General features: G+C 66.5%; 19 protein-coding genes and 1 pseudogene. 10 read left to right on the plus strand and 10 right to left on the minus strand.

Annotated elements, in window-relative coordinates; all coding sequences use genetic code 11:
* Positions 1-46 precede the first annotated feature (46 nt).
* The 4 genes and pseudogenes from AB0313_RS03720 (at position 47) to AB0313_RS03735 (ending at position 4351) form a co-directional block, all read left to right on the plus strand.
* Positions 47-550, plus strand: coding sequence for an Lrp/AsnC family transcriptional regulator (locus AB0313_RS03720; protein WP_043454256.1), 504 nt, complete (start codon positions 47-49; stop codon positions 548-550).
* Positions 551-669: 119 nt separating this feature from the next.
* Positions 670-2328: a thiamine pyrophosphate-binding protein gene (locus tag AB0313_RS03725; RefSeq protein ID WP_366303700.1), complete on the plus strand. Its 1659-nt coding sequence runs from the start codon at positions 670-672 to the stop codon at positions 2326-2328.
* Between the two features lie 611 nt (positions 2329-2939).
* Positions 2940-3578 (plus strand): annotated as a pseudogene (locus AB0313_RS03730) (FGGY family carbohydrate kinase); the annotation flags it as partial.
* Positions 3579-3682: 104 nt separating this feature from the next.
* Positions 3683-4351, plus strand: coding sequence for a hypothetical protein (locus tag AB0313_RS03735; RefSeq protein WP_366303770.1), 669 nt, complete (start codon positions 3683-3685; stop codon positions 4349-4351).
* Between the two features lie 142 nt (positions 4352-4493).
* Here the strand turns inward: AB0313_RS03735 and AB0313_RS03740 are convergent, their stop codons facing one another.
* From AB0313_RS03740 to AB0313_RS03755, 4 genes are all read right to left on the minus strand, one after another.
* The gene (locus AB0313_RS03740) at positions 4494-5693 is read right to left on the minus strand and encodes an alkaline phosphatase family protein (RefSeq protein WP_366303702.1); all 1200 of its coding nucleotides are present in this window, start codon (positions 5691-5693) and stop codon (positions 4494-4496) included.
* 126 nt (positions 5694-5819) lie between these two features.
* Positions 5820-7880, minus strand: coding sequence for a phosphocholine-specific phospholipase C (locus tag AB0313_RS03745; RefSeq protein ID WP_366303704.1), 2061 nt, complete (start codon positions 7878-7880; stop codon positions 5820-5822).
* 177 nt (positions 7881-8057) lie between these two features.
* The gene (locus AB0313_RS03750; protein ID WP_366303706.1) at positions 8058-9089 is read right to left on the minus strand and encodes a TerC family protein; all 1032 of its coding nucleotides are present in this window, start codon (positions 9087-9089) and stop codon (positions 8058-8060) included.
* Positions 9090-9309: 220 nt separating this feature from the next.
* Positions 9310-10179 carry a DUF1295 domain-containing protein gene (locus AB0313_RS03755; RefSeq protein ID WP_366303708.1) on the minus strand — a complete coding sequence of 290 codons (870 nt, stop codon included), beginning with the start codon at positions 10177-10179 and terminating at the stop codon, positions 9310-9312.
* 247 nt (positions 10180-10426) lie between these two features.
* On the opposite strand from AB0313_RS03755, the gene AB0313_RS03760 reads away from it, so the two are divergent.
* The gene (locus tag AB0313_RS03760) at positions 10427-10858 is read left to right on the plus strand and encodes a DUF2177 family protein (RefSeq protein WP_366303710.1); all 432 of its coding nucleotides are present in this window, start codon (positions 10427-10429) and stop codon (positions 10856-10858) included.
* Positions 10859-10991: 133 nt separating this feature from the next.
* Here the strand turns inward: AB0313_RS03760 and AB0313_RS03765 are convergent, their stop codons facing one another.
* Positions 10992-11138: a hypothetical protein gene (locus AB0313_RS03765; protein ID WP_307306954.1), complete on the minus strand. Its 147-nt coding sequence runs from the start codon at positions 11136-11138 to the stop codon at positions 10992-10994.
* The gene (locus tag AB0313_RS03770) at positions 11135-12526 is read right to left on the minus strand and encodes an OFA family MFS transporter (RefSeq protein ID WP_366303712.1); all 1392 of its coding nucleotides are present in this window, start codon (positions 12524-12526) and stop codon (positions 11135-11137) included. Before AB0313_RS03770 ends, AB0313_RS03765 begins: the two co-directional genes overlap by 4 nt.
* 591 nt (positions 12527-13117) lie before the next feature.
* Between AB0313_RS03770 and AB0313_RS03775 the strand changes: the two genes are divergently transcribed.
* Both AB0313_RS03775 and AB0313_RS03780 read left to right on the plus strand, forming a co-directional pair.
* Positions 13118-13588 carry a hypothetical protein gene (locus tag AB0313_RS03775; protein WP_366303714.1) on the plus strand — a complete coding sequence of 157 codons (471 nt, stop codon included), beginning with the start codon at positions 13118-13120 and terminating at the stop codon, positions 13586-13588.
* A gap of 95 nt (positions 13589-13683) precedes the next feature.
* Positions 13684-13950 (plus strand): hypothetical protein, encoded by a 267-nt coding sequence (locus AB0313_RS03780; protein WP_307306944.1) that lies wholly within the window; start codon positions 13684-13686, stop codon positions 13948-13950.
* A gap of 23 nt (positions 13951-13973) precedes the next feature.
* Here the strand turns inward: AB0313_RS03780 and AB0313_RS03785 are convergent, their stop codons facing one another.
* Positions 13974-14870 (minus strand): diacylglycerol kinase family protein, encoded by an 897-nt coding sequence (locus AB0313_RS03785; RefSeq protein ID WP_141943188.1) that lies wholly within the window; start codon positions 14868-14870, stop codon positions 13974-13976.
* Positions 14871-14995: 125 nt separating this feature from the next.
* Between AB0313_RS03785 and AB0313_RS03790 the strand changes: the two genes are divergently transcribed.
* Complete coding sequence (locus tag AB0313_RS03790) at positions 14996-16672, plus strand: FAD-binding dehydrogenase (RefSeq protein WP_366303768.1); 1677 nt, start codon at positions 14996-14998, stop codon at positions 16670-16672.
* Between the two features lie 69 nt (positions 16673-16741).
* Here AB0313_RS03790 and AB0313_RS03795 read toward each other — a convergent pair whose 3' ends face one another.
* Genes AB0313_RS03795 through AB0313_RS03805 form a run of 3 tightly spaced genes read right to left on the minus strand, consistent with a single transcriptional unit; the run spans position 16742 to position 18494 of the window.
* Positions 16742-17314 (minus strand): DUF1254 domain-containing protein, encoded by a 573-nt coding sequence (locus AB0313_RS03795; RefSeq protein WP_366303717.1) that lies wholly within the window; start codon positions 17312-17314, stop codon positions 16742-16744.
* Positions 17311-17985 carry a DUF1214 domain-containing protein gene (locus tag AB0313_RS03800; protein ID WP_222116075.1) on the minus strand — a complete coding sequence of 225 codons (675 nt, stop codon included), beginning with the start codon at positions 17983-17985 and terminating at the stop codon, positions 17311-17313. Before AB0313_RS03800 ends, AB0313_RS03795 begins: the two co-directional genes overlap by 4 nt.
* Positions 17982-18494 carry a GNAT family N-acetyltransferase gene (locus tag AB0313_RS03805; RefSeq protein ID WP_307306935.1) on the minus strand — a complete coding sequence of 171 codons (513 nt, stop codon included), beginning with the start codon at positions 18492-18494 and terminating at the stop codon, positions 17982-17984. The genes AB0313_RS03800 and AB0313_RS03805 overlap by 4 nt, the downstream gene beginning before the upstream one ends.
* A gap of 59 nt (positions 18495-18553) precedes the next feature.
* On the opposite strand from AB0313_RS03805, the gene AB0313_RS03810 reads away from it, so the two are divergent.
* Together AB0313_RS03810 and AB0313_RS03815 are read left to right on the plus strand one after the other, a co-directional pair.
* The gene (locus tag AB0313_RS03810) at positions 18554-19339 is read left to right on the plus strand and encodes a potassium channel family protein (RefSeq protein WP_366303720.1); all 786 of its coding nucleotides are present in this window, start codon (positions 18554-18556) and stop codon (positions 19337-19339) included.
* A 142-nt stretch (positions 19340-19481) separates the two neighbouring features.
* Complete coding sequence (locus tag AB0313_RS03815; protein ID WP_141943194.1) at positions 19482-19988, plus strand: DinB family protein; 507 nt, start codon at positions 19482-19484, stop codon at positions 19986-19988.
* The last annotated feature ends 33 nt before the right edge of the window (positions 19989-20021 follow it).

The following is a 20021-nucleotide window of genomic DNA, read 5'->3' on the forward strand; positions in this document are numbered from 1 at the left end:
AACGCATTGGGACTTCTGCTCAACTTCTAGTACCCCTGGTGAAAATATGACCATCGCAACCTCCCGCGCCCTCGATTCCCTGGACGGCAGGATCATCCTGGCCCTCGATAAGGACCCCGAAGCCAGCGCCCTGGCACTCTCCCGGACACTCGGCGTCGCCCGCAACACCGTCCACGCCCGGCTGGCGCGGCTGGAGCGCAGCGGCGCGCTCCGCACCTTCAGCCGCAGGCTGGACCCCGCCGCCCTGGGCTACGAACTCACGGCCTTCCTCTCCCTGCACATCAGCCAAACGCGCGCCGGCTCGGTGGAAAACGGCCTCGCCGCGATCCCGGAGGTCATCGAGGTGCACGCCACCGCCGGCGACGCGGACCTCATGGCCAAGGTGGTGGCCCGCGGCACCAGCGACCTCTACCGCATCACCAACCAGATCCTGGAGATCGACGGCATCCAGCGCACCAGCACGGCCATCTCGGTGCTGGAACTCATGCCACCCCGCTTCGACGGACTCCTGGCCCGGCTGTCCGAGCAGGAATCCCGCGCAGCCGACTAAACCCGGGTGATCCACGCCACAACTGGGCAGATTCTCAGTTTCCGCTGCTTCCGCTGCCAAAAGTCCCAGCCGGATGTTTGCGTGTTGCCGATCTGAATGTCGGGGCGCACGATTCCTGCATGACTTTACTTACCGTCTCCGGCCGCGTGGCACAGGTTCTCAGCAGCTATGCCAGCGACTTCTTCGGCGTCATGGGCAACGGCAACGTCTACTTCCTGGACGCCGCGGAGCAGCTGGGCCTGCGCTTCACCCCGGTCCGGCACGAGGGCGCGGCCATCGCCGCCGCCGACGCGTACTACCGCACTTCAGGACGGCTCGCCGCGGGCACCACCAACTACGGCCCCGGCTACACCAACGCGCTCACCGCCCTGGCCGAGGCCGTCCAAGCGCAGATCCCCGTCGTACTGGTCACCGGGGACGCCCCCACCAGCGGAGCCCGACCCTGGGACGTGGACCAGGCCGCCATCGCCGCCGGCCTCGGCGCGGCCACCTTCACCGTCACCCGCGACGCCGCGGGCGCCATCACCCGGCAAGCGGTGGAGTACGCACTCACCCGGCGCACCGCCGTCGTGCTGGCCATCCCCTACGACCTCGCCGCAGTCGAGGCTGAGGACGAGGACCTTCCTGAGCCGTCGGCCTTGGAAGTGACGGACGACGGCGGCACGGACCTTACGCGCGTGGCCCGCCTGCTCGCCGGGGCACGGCGGCCTCTGATCCTCGCCGGCCGCGGCGCGCACCTCGCCGGCGCCGGCCCGGAACTCCGCGAACTCGCCGACCGGATCGGCGCACTGACCGCCGGAACCGCCCTGGCGCTCAACCTCCTCAATGGCGAGGGGCACCTGGGCGTGGCCGGCGGTTTCGGCACCGACACCGCGGCCGGACTCATGGGCGAGGCCGACGTGGTCCTGGTGGCCGGGGCCAGCCTGAGCCCGTTCACCATGCGGTTCGGGCATCTGCTCGGCCCGGACAGCACCGTCATCCAGATCGACACCGCCCTGCAGCCGACGAATCCGCGGGTGGACCTGTTCGTCCAGGCGGATGCGAAGGCTGCGGCTTCCCGGCTCCTCTCTTTGGTTGAATGCGAGGCTGCCATGGCTGGCTGGCGCGCGGAAGCTTCCAAGCGGCTGGCTGCGGGGCCGGGGCATGACCTGGGTTCTAGCGAGACGGTGGACGGCCGGCTGGACCCGCGGGCCTTGGCCGCCGCGCTGGATGCCGTGCTGCCGGAGCGCCGCACGGTGGTCCAGGACGGAGGGCACTTCATCGGCTGGGCGCCCATGTACTGGAACATCCCGCGGCCGCAGGACCTGGTGATGGTGGGGACCGCCTTCCAGTCGATCGGGCTGGGACTGGCGAGCGCCGTCGGGGCCGCCCGTGCCGTGGAGGACGGCCGCACCCTGGTGCTGGCCTCCGGCGACGGCGGGTTCCTGATGGGCCTGTCCGACCTCGAGTCACTGATCGGCGCCGCCCGCAGCGCGATCGTGGTGATCTACAACGACGCCGCCTACGGCGCCGAGATCCACCAGTACGGCTCGCAGGGCCTGACCGAAAAGCCCATGCTGATCCCCGAAGTGGACTTCAGCGGGGTTGCGCGGGCTCTGGGTGCCGAGTCCGCCGTTATCCGGTCTTTGTCGGACCTATCCGCGCTCCAGGACTGGATCGACGCCGGCGCCAAGGGAACCTTCGTGGCCGACTGCCGGATCACGTCCTCCGTCCGTGCACCATGGCTGACAGAGTGGATGAACGCGTCCCAGGCTGCCAAAGCAGCGGTGGGCGGTTGAGACCCAAGGGAGTAATCCTATAACGGTGCCACATATCCCGTTGTAGGACTACTCCCGCGGCAAGCCCTCAGTTGGGCCAACCGATTACAGGCTTTCAGCGCTGAGTAGTTTCGGCTGCCCCAGGGAGTAGAGGCGGAGGCTCACTCGTCAGCGGTGGAACTCGAGAAGCCCGGCTATGCGGCCTGGCCGCCCTCGTTAGCATCTAGCTGTTGATCCTGGTCCGGCTCACTAGAAAAGATCTCCGTGAGTTGGATCGCCCTCAGCAGCTCCGGGAAATTCGCCGCCCTGAGGAGGAGAAACTGGCGAGGGCCTTTCTCATCTCTCCATTCTTCCGGCTTCCATTTGTTGCCTTTTTGGCCACGTGCAGCGTCCCTGTCCCAACGAGGCTTTCCCCCTAGCAGCCTGGGTGCCCATTCGAACAGGAGCGGCCGGTCCTTCTTCGAGCCGTTGCAGAAACCGCATGCTGCCGTCATGTGGTTGCCCGCCGATCTCTTGACACAGCTCCAAGCGACCTTCAAACTCTTCAAGAGGATATATACCTTATATACGCATATATATGCGCACCAGCTTTTGCAGAAGCTCAAAGTCGGCTTCCGTAGCCCCCGGCACCGATGCCTGAACAGGAACTCCGCGTGAACGCTACTTCACATCATGAGGCGACCGACGTCGTGGTTGCCGTGGACCAAGGTACTGGTTCGACGAAGGCAATAGCACTCGATTTTCAGGGGCAGGTGGTGGCCCGTAGTTCGGTCCCCGTCTCCCGGACCGATCCCCGCCCCGGGTGGGTGGAACAGGACGCGTTGGAGATCCGGGACAGCGTCGTCACCGCCATGGCGTCGCCGCTCGATCAACGGCCGTTGAATGTCACGGCAGTCGGCCTGAGCAACCAGCGCGAGTCCGCTGTGGTCTGGGACCGGCAGACCGGCAGGCCCTTGGGCCCGATGCTCGGATGGCAGGACAGGAGGACTACGGAACGCGCCACTGCCGCCTATGAAGAAGGGTGGGGACACGAGGTCCGCTCCCGTACAGGGCTTCCCCTGGACCCTATGTTTTCGGCCTTGAAGCTGGGCTGGCTCCTGGACCAGGTCGATCCGGACCGCGCCGGCTGCCGGTCAGGCCGGATAGCGGTGGGGACCGTCGACTCCTGGCTGCTCTTCTCGCTGACTGGCGAACACCGCATCGAGATCGGCAACGCCAGCCGCACCCAGCTGCTGAACCTGGAACGGGCCGAATGGGATGCCGATCTGGCCGAGCGGTTCAACACATGCCGGCTTGGGGCAATCCTTCCCGACTCCTGCGTGAAACCTGCGGTCCCTCGCGATTACGGCAACAACCCGGCCTCGATAATGGGCAGGTGGTCACCATTTTCAAAATTCTTCACAACATCCTGTTTTTCGCGGGCTTTCTCGCAATACTTGTGCTCGCCATGGTTATCGGCCAATTCGGCCGGAAGGATATCGAGCTGGCAATCTTTGCAGTTGCCGTGACGCTGTATCTGGCCCTGATGGTTGTTGAATCAATGGTGAACCGAAGGCACAAGAGGATCAGGCTCCTGCAGGAGAGATCAGCGGCCGCCGCCAACCTCCCGGGAAAACTCCACAGCTTGCAGGCCTCTGCGTCTTACCCCCACGACGCCCACACGGTCTGGTCCTTGATCCGCCCGGCTGAAAGCGCCACGTTCCTCTCAGACGCCCAGCGCGCATTCACTGTGCCTGGTACACCTCAGGGTGTAGGCGAGCAACAGTGCTTCATCGGGCGGGACGGATCGGCATCCGTCATTGAAGTCATTGGTGAGGAAGGCCCCTGGTGGGCGACCACGCGTCCTCTTGCCCGGGACGGCAATAACCGGCGCACCACGTATCGGCTGGAACCGACCGCCACCGGCTGCACCCTCACCATGGGTTGTGTAATTGAACTTCCCGCCAACGCTGCCTTCGCCTCCGACCCCAGCGAATGGTGGGAAAATCATGCCCGGCCTTACCTGAACCGGATTGCGGAAGTCCTGTCAGCCCGGCGCAATTAGCCGTATGAAATACCTGCTGACTTGAAACGTCAAGACGAAACTATGGGCCCCTGGTGCCGTGGACCCTGCTTAAAGCCGCAGCGGTTCCAGTTCCGGGGAACGGGAACCGCTGCGCGTTCGGGCGGTTAGGGCACTTTAGCGGTTACGGGCGGAAGAGTTCCTCGAACGTGCCCGACGTGGTGGGTGAGCAGGTGTTCTCCAGGCAGCCAAGATGCCACATGTGCTCAATGCTGGACAGCAGGGTGTAGTGGTCCGAGAGCTGGTTGGTGGTCTTGTGCGGGCCGTCAGCCGAGTTGATCACGATAGCGGGAGCATGGCCGCCGCCGAGGACAGCGCCGTTTTGGCCCACGGGACTCCCCGGGCCGCCGTCAGATCCGGAGTAGTCGTTCTCGTCCCAGGCCAGGACAATGCTGGACTTGGTGGTCTTCCAGGTTGACGAGTCCATGATCTGCTGGACGGTCTGCTTCACGTAGTTGTCGCCGAGCTGAATGGCGCCGTGGTCCAGGCCGGAGTCAGGGAACCCGCACTGGGGAATCCCCACAAGCGCCGCGCCCGACGGCGAGACGCCGTGCATGTCGTGGCACTGGTTCGGGCTGATCCACGTGAAGTTTGGCACGTTGCCGCTGGCCAGGTCGGCCTTCAGGTTGTTCTCCTGGGGCACGATGTTCTGCAGCCGCGGGCTGCCCGGGTAGTTGATGTCCGAGAAGTACATGAACGGGTTGTGCTTCTGGGCGTAGAGCTTGACCGTTGAGGATCCGATGGTGGGCGCGTACTCCACCTGGGAACCGGTGCTGGGAAGGCTTTCCATGTAGGCCTTCCAGCTCAGGCCCTTGTCCTCGAGCTGGTCCACGATGTTCTTGCCGGCGAACATGTGCGGGGTGGAAGCGGCGCTGGCGGCCTGCGCCGGGGTCAGGAGCCCGGTGGCCCCGGGGTCGCTGGAGCCGGGGACGAACTCTTCGGGTGCACACGTGACGTCCGCGCCGGCTTTGCAGTCATCCCAGACGCCCTGCGAGCTTCCCGAGATGGCGGCCAGGTAGTTGGGCATGCTGGGGTGGGTCACGCCGTGGTAGTTCGTGGCGGTGTTGTAGCGCTGGGCCAGGCTGTTGATGTACGGCGCGTCGGCGGTGTTGCCGATGACCTGGTCGTAACCGTGGTTCTCCATCATGATCACGAAAACATGGTCAGGGCCGTTCTCCCCCTGCGCGCCGGCCTGGGCAGCAGCGCCCGGCGTGGTCTGCGCATCCGCGGGCACAGCAGCGCCGACGGCGGCGAGGCCAGTGATTGCGACGGCGGCAGCCAGCGCCAGGGCGCCTGTCCTCCGGTTCTTAAGTGCAATGGGCATGGCGAAATCCTTTCAATGTGCGGGCGCGACGGAGCGTCCCGGTTTCTCGGGCAGTTCAGCAAGGTGGGGGCGAGTGGGTGGCAGGGCCGACGACAGCGGCCAGCCCTGCCACCGGTTCCGGCCGGGTTAGCGGCCGAGCTGGGGGTCGCTGGTCAGCGGACCGCCGTTTTCGAGGCGGCCGGCCAGGACGCGGATGAGTTTGGGATCAGCGGCGGAGGTGACGGTGAGGTCGTACCAGCCGCCAGGGGTCGGGATAACGACGGTCTTCGCCTGGCCCGGGTTGAGGGAAAGCGCCTGGGAACCGGAGCCATACGCGTCCTTCAGGGTGAGGGTTGCACCCGTGGCGCCGGTGTTCTCAATCCGGAACTGCGCGTGCGGTGCCTTGCCGTCGGCGGCGACGGTCACGCGGATGTCCGCTGCCGCCGTCGTACCTGCAAGACGCCGGAACCATCCGGCCGGGCCATGCATCTGTACGTCATACTCGGCGCCCAGCGCCCACGACGCATCCAGGGAGGCTCCCGCGCCGATGGTGTAGGAGTACGGGCCGGCCGGGAGCAGGTTCGACCGGACCTGCACGTGCGCGCCCAGCGTGCCCCGGTTCACCCACTTGCCCGTAAGCGAACCGGCCTGGATTTTCGTTTCGAGGTCCAGCGCGTAGCCCAGCGGCCGGGACGGCCGGGTGCCCTTCTCCTGCGCAGGCATCGAGTTCGTGACCGGGGGCGTCGGAATGTAGCTCGGGTGGCGTGCGTGGTCGGCCGGCTTATAGGCAGAGGTGTCCGGCAGCGCCGGTGCCGCCCCGCCGGATGCGGAGAAATCGAACGCGCTCGTGAGGTCGCCGCTGACGGCCCGGCGCCATGGAGTGATGTTCGGTGAGGCCACCCCGAACCGGGTTTCCAGGAACCGGACAATCGAGGTGTGGTCGAACGTCTCGGAGCAGACCCAGCCGCCCATGCTCCACGGGGACAGGACGAGCATGGGCACGCGCACGCCCAGGCCAAAGTGGCCGGGGACGTCCTTGTCGCCGTAGAACGTGGGGGTGCCGTCGTACCATTCACCGGCAGTGGAGACTGTGGAGGCACCGGGAATCTGCGGGGTGTTCGGGTGCGGCGGGACGATGTGGTCGAAGAAGCCGTCGTTCTCGTCGTACATGAACAGGACGGCCGTCTTGCTCCAGACATCGGGCGTGGACGTGAGGATGTCAAGGATGTTGGCCGCGTACCAGGCGCCAAAGTTCGGCGGCCAGTTAGAGTGCTCGGAGTAAGCCTCGGGTGCCACGATGTAGGACACCTGGGGAAGGGAACCCGACTTCACGTCGTCGCGGAAGATGCGGAAGAGGTCATCGCATGTCTTGGCGGAAGTGCCGGTCCGGGCCTTCTCATACAGCGGGCTCCCGGGCTTGGCGTCCTGGTACTGCTTGAAGTACAGAAGGGAATTGTCCCCGTAGTTGCCGATGTACGCGTCCTGGGTCCAGCCCTCATAGTGTGCCGGGTCAAGGCCCTCGCCGATGTCCTGGTAGACCTTCCAGCTGACGCCGGCCTTCTCAAGCTCCTCAGGGTAGGTGCTCCACCAATAGCCCTTCTCGCTGTTCCACAGGTCGGGACCGCCGCCCTTGCGGCCCGGGTCGTCGCCGCCCGCGAACATGAAGTACCGGTTCGGGTCGGTCGGGCCAAGGACGGAGCAGTGGTACTGGTCGCACACCGTGAATGCGTCAGCCAGGGAGAAGTGGAACGGAATGTCCTGGCGGCCATAGAACGCCATTGTGGCGTCTGTCTTCTCCGGCAGCCACTTGTCGTACTTTCCGTTGTTGAAGGCCTCGTGGGTGAGCTTCCACGAGTGGTCCAGGTCCTCCATGAACTGCATGCCCAGGTTTGGCGCGTCCGGGTGGAACGGCGTGACCTCCCGCGTGGCGTTCGCCTGGTGGAACGCGTCCTTGCCTGACGGCAGAACCGCAGGGTGCGGGTCGGAGAACCCCCGCACTCCCTTCAATGTGCCGAAGTAGTGATCGAACGCGCGGTTTTCCTGCATGAAGATCACCACGTGCTCAATGTCCTCGATGGTCCCCGTGGCGCGGTGCGCCGGGATCTCCGCGGCGCGGGCGATGCTCTGGCCGAGCATTTGGGAAATAGCGGTACCGGCCGCACCTGCGGCGGAAAGTTGAAGAAAACGACGGCGGTTGAGACCTGCCATGAGGGCGCTCCTAATGCGTTGACTTTTGATGTCCCCCACCGGGAAACCCTGCCAGCGCATGGTTACGCCACCGTGTACGCGGCCTGAACAACGGGAAGCCTTCCTGTCCACCCTCCGTTCCCCTGCCCACGCACTGAGCCCGCGCCGCCGTCGTACCTCCGGCAAAGCCGCCGGCGGCTACTGCCGCGCTTTGGCCGTGGAGTCGGTGTCCTCGCCGGCCGGGACATCGTCTCCTCGGGTCCCGGGGCCGCCGCCGCGGGTCTTGGCCAGGCTGGCCACTGTGGCCGCCAGGATGGTGGCGCCGATGAAGAGCAGGGAGAACCAGACGGGGATTTCCGGCACCCACAGGAGCGGCTGGCCGCCGTTGATGAAAGGGAGCTCATTGACGTGCAGGGCGTGGAAGACGAGCTTCACGCCGATGAACGCGAGAATAACGGCGAGGCCCTGGGCCAGGTACACCAGGCGCTCCAGCAGTCCCCCAATGAGGAAGAACAGTTGCCGGAGGCCCATCAGGGCGAACGCGTTGGCGGTGAAGACGATGTACGCCTCGCTGGTAAGGCCGTAGATCGCGGGAATCGAATCGACGGCGAAGACCAGGTCCACGAAGCCGATGGCGATGATGGTAAGCAGCATGGGCGTTGCGAAGCGCTTGCCGTCCTGCTTAACGGTGAGCCGGTCCCGGTGGTAGTCCGGGGTGACCGGCAGGACACGGCGGACCAGCTTCATGAACCTGCCGTCCGCCGGGTTCGCATCGTGGCCGCCGAACGCCTGCCGGTACGCGAGGAAGAGCAGCAGGGCACCGAAGATGTAGAACACCCAGGAGAAGTTCTCAATCAGCGTGGCCCCGATGGCGATGAACCCGCCGCGCAGGATGAGCGCGATGATGATGCCCACCATCAGCACCTTCTGCTGGTACTTCCTGGGAACAGCGAACCCTGACATCACAATGAGGAAGACGAACAGGTTGTCCACCGAGAGGGCCTTCTCGGTGAGGTAGCCGGCAAAGTATTCGCCGCCGAAGGTCCAGCCTGAGACCACGCCGATCCCGACGCCGAACACAAGCGCGAGCCCGATGTAGAACGCCGACCAACGGGCGGACTCGCCGATGGACGGTTCATGGGGTTTGCGGACGTGGGCGAAGAACTCGTAGACGAAGAACAGGATGGTCACGGCGATGGTGATCATCCAGACGAGCGGTGTGACCTGCATGCGGGTACTCCAAGGGGTAGGCGCTGACATTGACGCCAAGGTCTCCTCCGCCCGGCTGGAAACCGGAGCCGGTGGCCCGGGATACATCGCTGCATCCGTATTGACGGGCCAACCACAGTCGGGAGTACTCCCCTTGATGGCTTAAATCGTAACCGAACAACGGGCGACGGAGGCACCCCGTTCCGGATGCCGCCGTCGTCAATCCCTGCTTGGGGAAGCCCTACTTCAGTTTTGGTACCAGCACCGGAGTGTCCTTCTTGTACTCCTCGTAGTCGGCCTGGCCGCCCCACTTCTTGTCCGCCTTCTTCTCCAGGGGCGGCACGCCGCTGCCCTTGGTGAGCAGCAGGGCCACGAACACCGGGGAGACCAGGGCCGCCCACTGCCAGCCCTGCAGCACGGGAAGGGCCATGATGGCCACGCCCACCCACAGGGTGATCTCGCCGAAGTAGTTGGGGTGGCGGGACTTGGACCAGAGCCCGGTCCTGATGAAGCGGTCCTTGTTGGCGGGGTCGTCCTTGAAGCGGGTCTTCTGCAGGTCCGCCACGGTCTCGATGGCGATGCCCGCCGCCCACACCAGCAGGCCCACCCAGAAGAACCCGTCCAGGCCCACCTTCCTGTCCGAGGTGATGGCCACCCACGCGAGCGCGGCGGTCAGCACCACCCACAGGCCCTGGATGGTCCAGGTGTTCAGGAAGCGGAAGAAGTCCGGCTTGAGCTCGTCGAAACGGTCGTCCTTGCCGTGCTTGCTGATGCGAAGAAACAGGAAGCTTCCCAGCCGTGCGGCCCACAGCACCACCATCGCCGCCAGCACCATGCCCCGGGCATCCACTCCCGGCGAAGCGAGCACCAGGAACACCGTGATGGAGATGTACGTCAGGGCGCCGGTGAGGTCGTAGAACTTCTCGGTCTGCGCCGTGAAGGACGGGATGAACACCAGCCACTGGAGCACGAAGGCGATGGCCACCCCCAGCGCAAACACCGGGAACCCGCCGATCCTGGACCCGCCCTGGCTGCCGGCGAGGGCGATGAGCACCGCCACCACCACGGCAATGACAGTACTGATGAGCGCCTTGCGGCTCTTTTCGTTCACGGACGTGTCCCCTTCCCCTGGCCCGCCGCGCTGCTGCACGGCAGATCCTGGCCGCACCCTTCCGGGTACAACCGCAATTCAACTCCAACTCAGCCGTGATGGCGTTGTCCATTTATTCTTCGGAGCGGACACCGGTCTGTATGGGTGGAACGGAACGTCCGCCGGGAGGCAGCCCTCCGAAAGCAGTCCGGCCACCGCCGGGGCACCGAACTCCTTGTGCACCCTCCCCCGATTCAAGGAGCCAAACATGAGCCCCCGCACCAAGAACTGGCTGGCCGCGTACGCTGCCGGCGCCGTGATTTTCGCGGTGCTGGACGTGGCGTGGATCCTGCTGGTGGCCAACCCGCTGTACCAGAACCAGATCGGCCCGCTGCTGGCGCCCAAGGCCAACCTTCCCGGCGCGTTGCTGTTCTACGTCATCTTCGTGGCGGGACTTGTCCACTACGGCATCCGGCCCAACGACCCACGGGCCACGCTGCGGCAGCGGGTCACCGGCGCCGCCCTCTTCGGGTTTTTCACCTACGCCACCTGGGCGCTGACGGGGTTCGCGGTGCTCAGGGACTTCACCGCGCTGGTGGCCGTGACGGACATCCTGTGGGGTGCCGCGGCCTGCAGCCTGGTCACCTTAGTCACCGCAACCATCCTGCGGGGACGCCTCGCCCGGCCCGCGGCGGCCTGACACCCCCGCAGCCGCGTCACGCACGGCACGCTTTGGGCCCACGGACGGCGACCAAACCGCGGAAACCCGGGGGGCCGGCGTCGTCCGCCCCGGTGAAAGCCTGCTCCGCGTGACGACAAAAGAGTGCGCCGGGCTACCCGAACAGCGCGGCAACCTGGGTCAGCGTCTGGAATACCCCGTAGGCCAGCGGGATGCCCACCAGGAGCCAGGCCAGGACCAGCCTGCCGGTGGACTTGCGGACCGGCTCGTGTGCGCCGTGGGTGTGTGCAGTGCTGCTCATTTGAGGCCTCCATGGGAAGTTTCGTGCCGCTCGGGGCGGGGTTCGTGGAACCGTTCGTCGACCGGCTTGACCAGCAGGTTGGCCACAAAGCCGATCACCAGGAGCGCCACCATGGTCAGCAACGCGGGCTGGTAGGACGCAGCATTCAGCTGGCCGGGCTTGCCCTGCGCGTCCAGGATGCCATTGACGATCAGGGGGCCGGCCACACCGGCGGCGGACCACGCGGTGAGGAGCCGGCCGTGGATGGCACCCACCTGGTATGTCCCGAACAGGTCCCGCAGGTACGCCGGGGCGGTGGCGAACCCGCCGCCGTAGAACGAGATGATAATGAAGGCCAGCACCACGTACAAAACGGTGGCGCTGGACCCGGCAAATGCCAGGAGGATGTAGAGCACGGCACCCACGCCCAGGTAGACCATGTAGATCCGCTTGCGGCCGGTGACGTCGGAGGTGGCGGACCAGGCGAACCGGCCCGACATGTTGCCGATGGAGAGCAGCCCCACGAAGCCCGCGGCGACGGCTGCGCTGACCAGTGACTTGCCGTCGGACTGCCGGAAGAAGTCCTGGATCATTGGCGCTGCCTGTTCCAGGATGCCGATACCGGCCGTGACGTTGCAGAACAGGGCCACCCACACCAGCCAGAACTGCCGGGTCTTGATGGCGTTCCTCGCCGAGACGTTCTCCGTGGTCACGAGCTTGGCCGCCTTGACCTTCGCGGGATCAAACCCTGCGGGCCGCCACCCGTCGGCCGGCACCCGGACGGTGAACGCGCCGAAGAGCATGTAGACGATATAGACGACGGCGAGGGTCAGGAAGAGCTTGCCCACGGCATCGCCGCTGGCCACCCAGCCCTGGGCGCCGGAGTTGGGATCGTACGCCTTGAGCAGGGCCTGGGAGACCGGGCTGGCGATCAGCGCGCCGCCGCCGAAGCCCATGATCGCCATGCCGGTGGCCAGGCCCGGCCGGTCCGGGAACCACTTGATCAGGGTGGACACAGGCGAGATGTAGCCGATGCCCAGGCCGATGCCGCCCACCACGCCGTAGCCCAGGTAGACCAGCCAGAGTTGGCGCGTGAAGATGCCCACCGAACCGATCAGGAAGCCGCCGGCCCAGAACATCGCGGACGTGAACATTGCCTTGCGCGGGCCATTGGTGTCCACCCAGGTGCCCATGACCGCGGCGGAAAGCCCCAGCATCACGATGGCGATGGAGAAGATGACGCCCACCTCGGTCAGGCTGGCCCCGAAGTGCTTGACCAGCGCGGTCTTGTACACGCTGGTGGCGTAGGCCTGCCCAATGCACAGATGGACGGCGAGCGCCGCGGGCGGGACCAGCCAGCGGTTGAAGCCCGGCGGGGCGATGGAGTGGTCACGGTCCAGGAAGCCCATGGTTGATTCCTTTTGCTTGTCGATGACGTCGATGTCTGATCGATCCAGAGGCGAAAGGCCTTGTGAAAACCCGTGCCTTGGGCAATCATCATGCAAATCATCAGCAAACGTACTGTTGGCGCGCCGAACGGCGGGGAATTTACGGTGAGCGGCGTCACAGCAGCGCCGGCCGCATCGGGGAACGTCCGCCGCGGGGATTCCTCCCCGGAAACCACACTGTGCTTTTACGAACTCGAACCCGTCATCAATTCCGCCTACCAGTCCGGGCGGCGCCCGCCCCTCGGCGATCCCATTCCCCATCCGGGCCCTAAGGACCCGCTAATGAGCGTAGACTCAAAATATCTCGGGACATCGTGACAGGACATCCGTTGCCCCGAAAATGAGCCCGATTCCCGGCTGCCTTCCACGGCGGCCGGCGTGCGCCGTACCGACTGACCTCGACGCCGGCGCAGCAGGGAATCGGTACGACGAGGGCGGCCACGAGCGAATCACAGGCCAGGACGGCCTACACCGTTCCCCCCTCCCCCGCAGCCGATCCTGACCCGGATCCCCTGCCCCAGTCACCTCCGGCCCGTGTCCCGGGATCCGGCAGTGCATCCTTTAGAACGCTGGTACAACACCATGACCACCACTCACGACTCTGACGTACGCGCCGACTCGGCGCTATCGCTCAGCGGAGTCCTCGCATCTGCGCTCCCCCATGACCTGGGCACTGCCCAGGGCCCCACGCGGTACACCGTGCCGGCTGTCTTTTCGCGCCGGCCCCAGCCCCGCGAAATCGAGCTGCTCCACGGGGAAGGTACCAGGCAACGCCTCAGCGAGGCCGGGTACAGCGATGTGGAGCTCCATGTCTCCGACCGCCGCCTCCTGATCACCAACACCAACCTGGTGGACCTCAAGGCGGGCCTGGCCCATCTCGTGGGCACGATCCTGCACGACATTTCCGCCCAGGCGGCCCGGGAACGTACTGACCGCAGCGACGAGCTGGAGGCGCAGGGGCTGGTTGAGGAAGAGCGCCTTGAGTCCCTTCGCAAGGCTGCCGCCGAGATCCACTTCGACTAAGCCTTACTCCCCATGTGCCGGCTGCTTACACCGCGGCCGGCACCGCCGCATCCGGGCGTGGCAGTGTCCGGCATCTTCCACGAAAGGCATACCCCATGACAGATATCAGTATTCGAGACCAGTGGAACCGGCTTCCCGCGCCGGTGACGCAGTGGTTGCTGGCCAACCCAGGTTGCATGATCCTTCCGCGGACAATCTCAGCGGAAATCAGCGCAGCCACAGGCCAGGACGCCAATGGCGATCCCCACGGCGAGACCACGCTTTGCCAGCAGGACGTGGATTTCATTCGCATGAAATCCCATGAGGCGGAGCCGGGCCAGCCGGACCCGGGCTACAAGTTCTTCGACGCCGTGCAGCCGTAGGCGGTCCGGACACTCCAAACACTTCAGAGCGTGGCAAGGGCGCCCTTGGCGCTTTCCACCAGGACATGGGTGCCTGCCTCGACGTACAACACCTCGCCGTCAATCTGGCAGGGAACGGCGTCCCGGGTGGAGAAGGCGTAGCTGCTGACGCTCGGCTGGTGCCCCAGCCCCAGGGTGACGGCGCGGAGCGTCATCAGTGCCATCTTCATCAGGCCGGCGTGGGGCAGCGTCACCACCTCAAACCGGCCGTCATCCGGGTAGTGCGACTCGCTGACGGTGCCGTACTTCGCCATGCGCGAGATGTTGGCCAGGATCAGGCTGTCGAACTGCGCCGTGGCGCCGTCGTCCCGGACAAGCACGAACGGCTTCAGCCCCGAGAGCGTGCGGGCCACGGAGATGAGCTCCAGCACTTTCCCTTTGCCGCCCTGTTCGATGCCGATGGCCATCAAGGGCGTCAGCCCGAACCCTGCATAGGAGTGCGCGTACAGGATCCGCTCCCCCGTTCCGGTGCTGAGCGTGATCCGCAGCAGGTCGATGCGCCTGGCCCCGCCGGCCGACACGGCAGCTCCGAAGGTTCGCACCGGCAGGCTCCGGTAGTGGTCGTTGGCGTTGCCGGCGGGCACAACGGTGCAAACGGCCTTGCTGCCGGGAACGTCCATCACGCCGTTGACCACCTCGTTGTAGCCGCCGTCCCCGCTGACGGACACGATGAGGGGAGTACCCCGCCCGGCCTCTGTGCGCGCAAGGCCGCGCGCGTGTCCCGCAAAAGCCGTAGGCAACAGATCGACACGCAGACCCGGCAGGTCCGTGGCCAGGTCCCGCTGCAACGCCTCGATCCGCTGGCCCATCCCGGGCCGCCCCGGATTAAAGATCAGGACGGCACGGTCAAAAGGTGCGGCGGGTGCTCCGTCATCAGCCATGGCGTACGTATTCTCCAGGTTTTCTGGTGCGGACGGTTCCAGCCTAACCCCCGGCCCTGGTTTCCGCAGGCACGTCCGGATGGCAGAGTGGGACGATGAGTGAACACGCCGCTGGGCAGGGCCGCATGGACGCGGACGTCATCATCATCGGCGGCGGGCTGGCCGGGTTGGTGGCCTGCAACGAGCTGGTCCGCGCGGGCAGGCGCGTGGCCCTCGTGGACCAGGAAAACGAGGCCAACCTGGGCGGCCAGGCCTTCTGGTCCCTGGGCGGCCTCTTCTTGGTGGACACTCCGATGCAGCGCCGCCTGGGCGTGAAGGATTCCGTCGAGCTGGCGTGGCAGGACTGGCAGGGGTCGGCCCAGTGGGACCGGCTCTCCGGCCCGCACCCCGAAGACGAGTGGGCGCAGCAGTGGGGACGCGCTTATGTGGAGTTCGCCGCCGGTGAGAAGCGCGCGTGGCTGCGGGAGCAGGGCGTCCGGTTCACGCCGCTGGTGGGCTGGGCGGAGCGCGGCGACGGCAGGGCCGGCGGCCACGGCAACTCGGTCCCCCGCTTCCACGTCCCGTGGGGCACCGGCACCGGGGTGTCCGAGCCGTTTGCGGACAAGGCCCGGGAGGCGGCCTTGGCAGGCAGCGTCCGGTTCTATTTCCGGCACCGCGTAGACGGTTTAACGTACGACGACGGCACGGTCACCGGGGTGCGGGGCTCCGTGCTGGCACCCGACGCGTCCCCGCGCGGGGTCTCGTCGAACCGCGATGTGGTTGCCGAATTCGAACTCCGGGCGCAGGCCGTGGTGATCGCGTCCGGCGGGATCGGCGGCGATCACGGGCAGGTGCGTCGGTGGTGGCCGGAGCGGTTGGGGACGCCCCCGCGGAAGATGGTCACCGGGGTGCCCCAGCACGTGGACGGCCGGATGCTGGACATCGCCGACCAGTCCGGGGTCCGGCTGGTGAACCGCGACCGCATGTGGCACTACACCGAAGGGATCCAGAACTGGGACCCCATTTGGCCGGACCATGCCATCCGGATCCTGCCTGGCCCGTCCTCCCTGTGGTTCGACGCCCTGGGCCGGCGGCTCCCCTCCCCCGGCCTGCCCGGCTACGACACCCTGGGCACCCTGCGCCTGCTGCGCGCCACCCCTGACCTCCAGCAGTACGACCATTCCTGGTTCATCCTCAACCAGCGGATCATCGAGAAAGAGTTTGCCCTCTCCGGCTCGGAGCAGAACCCGGACATCACCAACCGGGACCTCAAACTCCTGCTCCGGACCCGGCTGGGCCACGGCGCCTCCGGTCCTATCGAAGCGTTCAAGGAGCACGGTGCCGACTTTGTGGTGGCGGACAACCTGGCAGACCTGGTCCGCGGAATGAACGCCCTGACGGACCAGCCGCTGCTGGACTACGCCCAGCTCAAGCGCCAGATCGGGGAGCGCGACGCCGAGATCCGGAACCCCTATTCCAAGGACATCCAGGTGGCAGGCATCCGGAACAGCCGGCGCTACCTGGGCGACCGCTTGTTCCGCACCGTAAAGCCGCACCGCATCCTGGACCGCACAGCCGGTCCGCTGATCGCCGTGAGGCTGCACGTGGTCACCCGTAAATCGCTCGGCGGGATCCAGACGAACCTTTCCGGCCAGGCACTGGGACGCGGCGGCTCCCCCATCGCCGGCCTCTACGCTGCCGGGGAAGCTGCCGGCTTCGGTGGCGGCGGTGCCCACGGGTACAACGCGCTCGAAGGCACCTTCCTGGGCGGCTGCATCTTCACCGGCCGCACAGTGGGCCGCACCCTCGCCACCGCACTGTAGCCCGGAGGCACCCAGGCCCGGCGCGGCACCGGGCCCTGTGCCGCCGTCGTCCGCTGTGCCCCTACGAAGTTACGGCAGGGGTGCCAGGCGCAACTGCGTCGAGAGCCTGTGGGCTGCTGCCAGGTCGGCGTCGTCGTAGACAAGCACCCGGCCGATGAGCAGCACCGAGCGGCGGGGCGAGGCAATGTGCCCCACCCCGTCCGGGACGTCACCGGTCCATCCGGGCCCCGTGATGAGGAAATCACCCGGCCCTGTGCCGGTGGTGCGCTTGCCGACGTAGGCGAAGTTGGTGTTGGTGGACGGGTTGGTGAACTGCAGGCTGTAATACCGTCCTGCCATGTCCGGCACGTGGAGCACCAACGGCCCCTTGGAGAGGTCCAGCCAGCCCAAGGTCAGGAGGGTGTCGCGGTTGACGCCCGCCGATGCCACTTTCGAGGTGCCCGCCGGAAGATTAAGGGGGTCTGCGAAAAGGGCCGCCGACTGGGTGTAGAGGGTATTGACGGGAACTGGACCATCGCCGAATCCCTTGACCACGATGGCCCGCTTGAACACGGAGAGGAGCATTCGCGGCCAGAAGTAGGTGGCAGCGCACCACGTGGCCACCATGACGAGGCCGAAGATGAGCAGGTGTTCCAACCTCACGGAGTCGGGCCTCCCGCCCTGGCCACCGGCGGCACCACGTAATGCCCGGACAGGATCTCCGGGCCGGGCTCATAGACACGCAGCCACAGAATGAACTTCCCCGACGGGGCGGGCAGCCAATTCGACGTGCCTCCTTCAGGGGGCGTGGCCCGGATGAAGACCTCAACAGAACCGTCGGGGCCGGGGACCAGCCCGGACCTGTCGCTCACGCTGTACCTCCGAAGGGGGTTTGGGACGAAGCGGTTCCTGGCGTCGCCCATGGTCAGCGACCAAAAGGCGTTGTTGGGCGGCAAGCCGCCGGGCGGGAACCGGAGGACGTAGCGGTTCCGGCCGGTCAGTTCCCTGCCCGTTGCGTCCGTATTGGCCCACCAGTAGACCGCCTCTTCCGGTGTATTCACGGGGCCGGGAAACAGTTGGGCGCAGGCAGCGCGCATCAGCACGCCATTGCCGGGGTCCCCCAGGCCGGGCATGGTGATCCAGCCGTTGACCCTGACGGCTTTGATCCGGGCGTAGGCCTGCGCGGTGACGAAAGCCAGGCCAAAGCCGATGAGGAAGCCCTGCAGCACATCGCTGCGGACGGTCCGCGTCAGCGGGAGGAAAAGCATGGCGAGGATGAACGCCACGCAGACTGTGCCGACCAGCGCCGCGAAGTAGCCATAGGTCCTCCTCAACTCCCCGTGGCCTCCTCCGCCCTGCGGACCAGCCGGAGTTCGGGCAGCGCCTCCCATTCGGGCGGCAGGGTGTTGCGCTTGCCGTCGGGCTGGAAGCCCTGTTTCCGGTAGAAGGCCAGGGCACGGGGATTGTCCTCCAGCACCCACAGATAGGCGGGGCCGGAGCCCACGGCGGCACCTACCAGGGCTGCCCCCAGGCCAGTCCCATAGGTGTGCCGGAGGGTATAGATCGCGTAGAGTTCCAGCGCTTCAGGAGCGTCGTCCTCCCGTCCCGGGCCCGCGTCCGCGTACCCCACCAGCCGGTTGTCGGCGTCGAAGGCGAGGATCCGAGGCTCCCTGGTGTCCAGGAACGGCCGCCGCCGCTCCACCCGCTCCGGGATGCCGGCCCTGCGCCGCTCGAAAAAGCCCGGCGACAACAGGTGCCGGTAGCACTCCTCGTGCGCCAGCGTCTGCATCAGCACTACCGCCTCGGCGTCCTCCGGCGTTGCCTGGCGGAGTAGAAAGTCCATGCCGCCAGCCTAGCCACAGGAGCGGCGTTACCGGCAGGGCGCGGCACCTAAGATGAGGCATGGACTTCGAGGGCGTGCTCTTCACCGCGGTAGGCGCAGCGCTGATTCTGCTGATGGTGGCCGACGTCTTCCTGACGCTGTTGTACCCCCACGGCTCGGGGCCGGTAGGGCGGACCATCATGCGCGCGTTCTGGCGGGTGTCCAGCAAAGTCCACGGGGGAGCCTCCTCCATTGCCGCGCCGCTGGCCATGGCCGCCGTCATCGCAGCGTGGGCGGCCCTGGCGGCCGTGGGCTGGGCGCTGCTGTACCTCCCCCACCTGCCGGACGGGTTCTCCTACTCAAATGGCATCCCCCGGCATGCCGACTTTGCCGAGGCGCTCTACATTTCCCTGGTGGCCCTCTCCACCGCTGGGTTTGGCGAAATCGTGGCCATCCATCCCGTCCTTCGGCTGGTGATGGCTTTCCAGGCAGTGGCCGGTTTTGGCCTGCTGACCGCCACGGTTTCCTGGATCCTCCAGACCTACCCGGCACTGAGCCGGCGCCGTGCGCTTGCCCACCAGCTGAACCTGTTCCGGGAAGCCGTGGGGCCCTCCGGCCTCGCGTCCCTGGACCCCCGGCACGCAGCGGTGCTGCTGGAATCGATGGCGGAGAACGTGGCCGCCGTAAGCATCGATCTCCTGTCCTTCAACGAGACCTATTACTTCCACGAGGTGGAGCAGCGGGGTTCGCTTCCGGCCACCCTTGCCTACGCCCACGGGCTGGCTTCCGAGGCCCAGGGCAGCGACAATCCCGAACTCCGGTTTGCCGGCAGGATGCTCTACGCCGCGCTGGACGACCTGGCCTAGGTGCTGCGCGGGAAGTTCGGCCATGTTGGGAACACCTCCTCGGATGTGTTCGACCACTATGAACTCCACCACCGTCACCGGCGGCCCCCGGAGCGGGCGTGACGCTGCGCTGCTCTGGGGGGCGGCTTGCTAGGGTCTGCGTATGCCTTCCCACATACACTCCATGGACGACGTCATCAACGAGCCTGAGCGCGTCCAGTTCGAGTTCTTCCTGGATGAGCACCGGGCCGCGCTCGATGAGTGCCTGGACGGGCTGACCGAGGAGCAGGCCCGGCGCCGGCTGGTTCCCTCCCGGACCACCCTGCTGGGGCTGGTGAAGCACGCCACCTTCGTGGAAAAGGTCTGGTTCGATGAGGCTTTCACCGGGCGGCCGCGCAGCGAGATCGGCATCCCGGCCACGCCGGATGAATCGTTCATCCTGGACGACTCCGACACCGTAGCCTCCATCCGCGCAGCTCACCTCGGAGCCTGCGCCGCATCCCGCGCCGCTGCGGCTCCACTTGGCCTGGATGACGTGGTCACCGGCAACCGGCGCGGACCGCTCCCGCTGCGCTGGGTGTACCTGCACATGCTGCGGGAACTGGCGCAGCACTGCGGCCACGCGGACATCCTCCGCGAGCAGATCCTGGCGGCGGAAAGCGCAGCGTGAAACCGCACCGCCGGGGTGGCACAGCCCGTTGTA

This window comes from Pseudarthrobacter sp. NPDC080039, from assembly GCF_040702335.1.
Classification (GTDB): Bacteria; Actinomycetota; Actinomycetes; order Actinomycetales; family Micrococcaceae; genus Arthrobacter; species Arthrobacter enclensis_A.

Bases quoted from the DNA above. Each gene is read 5' to 3' on its own strand.
- AB0313_RS03720 (WP_043454256.1), top strand. From the start codon at position 47: ATGACCATCGCAACCTCCCGCGCCCTCGATTCCCTGGACGGCAGGATC.
- AB0313_RS03725 (WP_366303700.1), top strand. From the start codon at position 670: ATGACTTTACTTACCGTCTCCGGCCGCGTGGCACAGGTTCTCAGCAGC.
- AB0313_RS03740 (WP_366303702.1), bottom strand. From the start codon at position 5,693: ATGCCCATTGCACTTAAGAACCGGAGGACAGGCGCCCTGGCGCTGGCT.
- AB0313_RS03745 (WP_366303704.1), bottom strand. From the start codon at position 7,880: ATGGCAGGTCTCAACCGCCGTCGTTTTCTTCAACTTTCCGCCGCAGGT.
- AB0313_RS03750 (WP_366303706.1), bottom strand. From the start codon at position 9,089: ATGCAGGTCACACCGCTCGTCTGGATGATCACCATCGCCGTGACCATC.
- AB0313_RS03760 (WP_366303710.1), top strand. From the start codon at position 10,427: ATGAGCCCCCGCACCAAGAACTGGCTGGCCGCGTACGCTGCCGGCGCC.
- AB0313_RS03765 (WP_307306954.1), bottom strand. From the start codon at position 11,138: ATGAGCAGCACTGCACACACCCACGGCGCACACGAGCCGGTCCGCAAG.
- AB0313_RS03770 (WP_366303712.1), bottom strand. From the start codon at position 12,526: ATGGGCTTCCTGGACCGTGACCACTCCATCGCCCCGCCGGGCTTCAAC.
- AB0313_RS03780 (WP_307306944.1), top strand. From the start codon at position 13,684: ATGACAGATATCAGTATTCGAGACCAGTGGAACCGGCTTCCCGCGCCG.
- AB0313_RS03785 (WP_141943188.1), bottom strand. From the start codon at position 14,870: ATGGCTGATGACGGAGCACCCGCCGCACCTTTTGACCGTGCCGTCCTG.
- AB0313_RS03790 (WP_366303768.1), top strand. From the start codon at position 14,996: ATGGACGCGGACGTCATCATCATCGGCGGCGGGCTGGCCGGGTTGGTG.
- AB0313_RS03805 (WP_307306935.1), bottom strand. From the start codon at position 18,494: ATGGACTTTCTACTCCGCCAGGCAACGCCGGAGGACGCCGAGGCGGTA.
- AB0313_RS03810 (WP_366303720.1), top strand. From the start codon at position 18,554: ATGGACTTCGAGGGCGTGCTCTTCACCGCGGTAGGCGCAGCGCTGATT.
- AB0313_RS03815 (WP_141943194.1), top strand. From the start codon at position 19,482: ATGCCTTCCCACATACACTCCATGGACGACGTCATCAACGAGCCTGAG.